The sequence below is a fragment of the Endozoicomonas sp. YOMI1 genome (assembly GCF_024606345.1).
GTDB lineage: Bacteria > Pseudomonadota > Gammaproteobacteria > Pseudomonadales > Endozoicomonadaceae > Endozoicomonas.
The window spans coordinates 1-2,724 of the sequence record NZ_JAHHPM010000479.1 but is presented as its reverse complement, the minus strand read 5'-3'; the positions used below and the strand labels follow the sequence as shown (position 1 = coordinate 2,724).

Genomic DNA, 2,724 nt, shown 5'->3' with positions numbered 1-2,724 from the left:
CCCTTCGACTCCGCTCAGGGTGAACGGACAGGGGCTTCTTCATCAGACAATGTTTAGGGGCTGCTCCCAAGGAGAATGCAATGGCTGAAAATGCCTACTATACCCTGCTGACATCGCTGCCGCATATTGACTCACTGTTTAACAGCAAGATTACGCCTATCTCCCGCATTCAGCTGGACCGTCGTCTGGCCATGCTGTCCACGGAAGATCGTGAAACCCTGGTTAAGGTCGAACAGCTGGTGCACTGGAGCCATCTGGGCGAAGAGATCAAAGAAGCGTATTTGATCAACCTGGCAGAGCGTTTGTTGCAGGAGTTGGACAGTCCTGATCTGAAAGCGCTGGTGAACTGGCGTCTGGATATGCGAACCATTGCTGCTGCCTTGCGACGAAAGGCCAATGGTATCCAGGCTCCGACGTCTGCGAAATGGAGTTACGGTAGCCGCTACGCTTACATCCGCCACAACTGGAATCATCCGACCCTCGGTTTGCAGCATGCATTCCCCTGGATTCCGGTGGCTGTTGAATGCCTGAGTAAAAAAGACTACCTGACGCTGGAAAAAACAGTGATGGAAGCGGTGTGGAACAAGCTGAACGAGCTTGGTGCCAGACACCGTTTCGATTTTGAAGCCGTGGTGATCTATCTGCTGCGCTGGAACCTGGTGGCGCGCTGGACCTCCTACAATGGCGAACAGGCAGTGGTTCGGTTTAATGAGCTGACCCGGCAGGCATTGGGTGAATTTGCCCACCAATTGCCGGGCTCCCCGGATTAAACGACAACGGTTATACATATGACTGAAGAGACAAAAACAGATCTGATGCAACAGGCCTCTGCCCGGGTGGTAGCGGTGATGGGTGATATCATCACCATCGAAAGCATCAGTGGCAAAGATGGTGCGAGAAAGCCGCTGGTTAAGAACGAGGTGGTCTACGTACTGCCAAGCCGACGCGCCAATGAAGCGGTCGAAGAGCAGCTGATGGCCGAGATTCTCCGTGTTCGTGGTAACACGGCGGATATTCAGGTGTTTGAAGAAACCCGTGGTGTTGCTGTCGGTGACATGATTATTCAGACCGGGCACATGCTGTCTGTGGATCTGGGCCCTGGTATTCTCAGCATGATCTACGACGGTCTGCAGAACCCGCTGGAGCGTCTGGCGAATCTGCATGGCCGCTTCCTGCAGCGTGGTGTTCAGGTTGAGTCCCTGGATCGTACCCATAACTGGGCATTCACTGCCGTGGCTAAAATCGGCGATAAACTCCGTGCCGGTGAAACCTTTGGTACCGTTCCGGAAGGTCGTTTTACCCACAAAATCATGATTCCATTTGATACCGTGGGTGAAGTGGAAGTGGTCTGGATTCAGGAAGGCAACTTCTCTGTGGACACCGTCGTGGCCCGGGTTAAAAACCAAAAGGGTGTAGAAATTCCCCTGACCATGTACCAGCGCTGGCCGGTGCGTAAGTCAATCTCGGAAACCCTTGCCGCAAAAGGCAAGACCGAGCGTCTTTACCCTAACCAGCCACTGATCACAACGACTCGCATCGTTGATACCTTCTTCCCGATTGCCCGTGGTGGTACCGGCTGTATCCCGGGACCTTTCGGTTCCGGTAAGACAGTACTGCAGCACGGTTTCTCCCGTTACTGCGATGCGGATATCGTTATTGTCACTGCCTGCGGTGAACGTGCCGGTGAGGTAGTAGAAACCATCGAAGAGTTTCCGCACCTGCAGGACCCCAAGACTGGCGGTGCCCTGATCGATCGTACTGTAATTATCTGTAATACGTCGTCCATGCCGGTGGCTGCCCGTGAAGCCTCTATCTATACCGGTCTGACACTGGGTGAGTATTATCGCCAGATGGGTTACAACGTTCTGGCCCTGGCTGACTCTACTTCCCGCTGGGCCCAGGCCATGCGTGAAACCTCTAACCGTCTGGAAGAAATTCCCGGTGAAGAAGGCTTTCCTGCCTATATGGATTCTGCCATCAAGGGGGTTTACGAGCGTTGTGGTGTAGTTCGCAACGAAGACGGTGACGAAGGCTCTCTGACCATGATTGGCTCTGTATCACCTGCCGGTGGTAACTTTGAAGAGCCGGTGACCCAGGCCACCCTGAGTACAGTAAAAACATTCCTTGGTCTGTCTTATGATCGTGCTTATAAGCGCTTCTATCCGGCGATTGATCCTCTGATCTCCTGGTCACGTTACCTGGATCAGCTGGAAGACTGGTACTCCAACAATCTGTCGCCAGAGTGGGTCAGCAACGTTAAGGAGATGCAGGAACTGCTGGTGCGTGGTGACAGCATCAACCAGATGATGCAGGTCACCGGTGAAGAGGGTATTACCCTGGAAGACTACGTGACTTTCCAGAAGTCTTACATGCTGGATATGGTGTATCTGCAGCAGGACGCTTTTGATGATGTGGACGCTTCCTGTCCAATCCATCGTCAGCAGGAAAACTTTGATCTGGTGGTGAGCCTGATTCGTCAGCAGTACAACTTCAGCGATAAAGAAGAAGTGCGTGATTACTTTATCAAGCTGACCGGCCTGTTCAAGAACATGCACTATGCACATCACGGATCGCCTGAATACAACAACTACATGAACCGTATTCAGGAGCTTCGCAGCCAGCATGCCATGAGTGCTTTAGCTGCCTGAAGGCTGTTGTATAACACGTTCTTTTTAAGTAGTTAACCAAATAAAATCATATTTTCTGACTAAGTGATCAGTCACT

Annotated in this window: 2 protein-coding genes; both read left to right on the top strand. The window is 52.2% G+C overall.

What is annotated here, in order from left to right:
- Nucleotides 1-80 precede the first annotated feature (80 nt).
- Nucleotides 81-770, top strand: a complete 690-nt coding sequence (locus KDK15_RS16825; RefSeq protein ID WP_257296548.1) for a hypothetical protein — start codon at nucleotides 81-83, stop codon at nucleotides 768-770.
- Nucleotides 771-788: 18 nt separating this feature from the next.
- Entirely contained in the window at nucleotides 789-2,648 is a 1,860-nt protein-coding gene (locus KDK15_RS16820) for a V-type ATP synthase subunit A (protein ID WP_257296547.1), read from the top strand.
- Nucleotides 2,649-2,724: the final 76 nt, after the last annotated feature.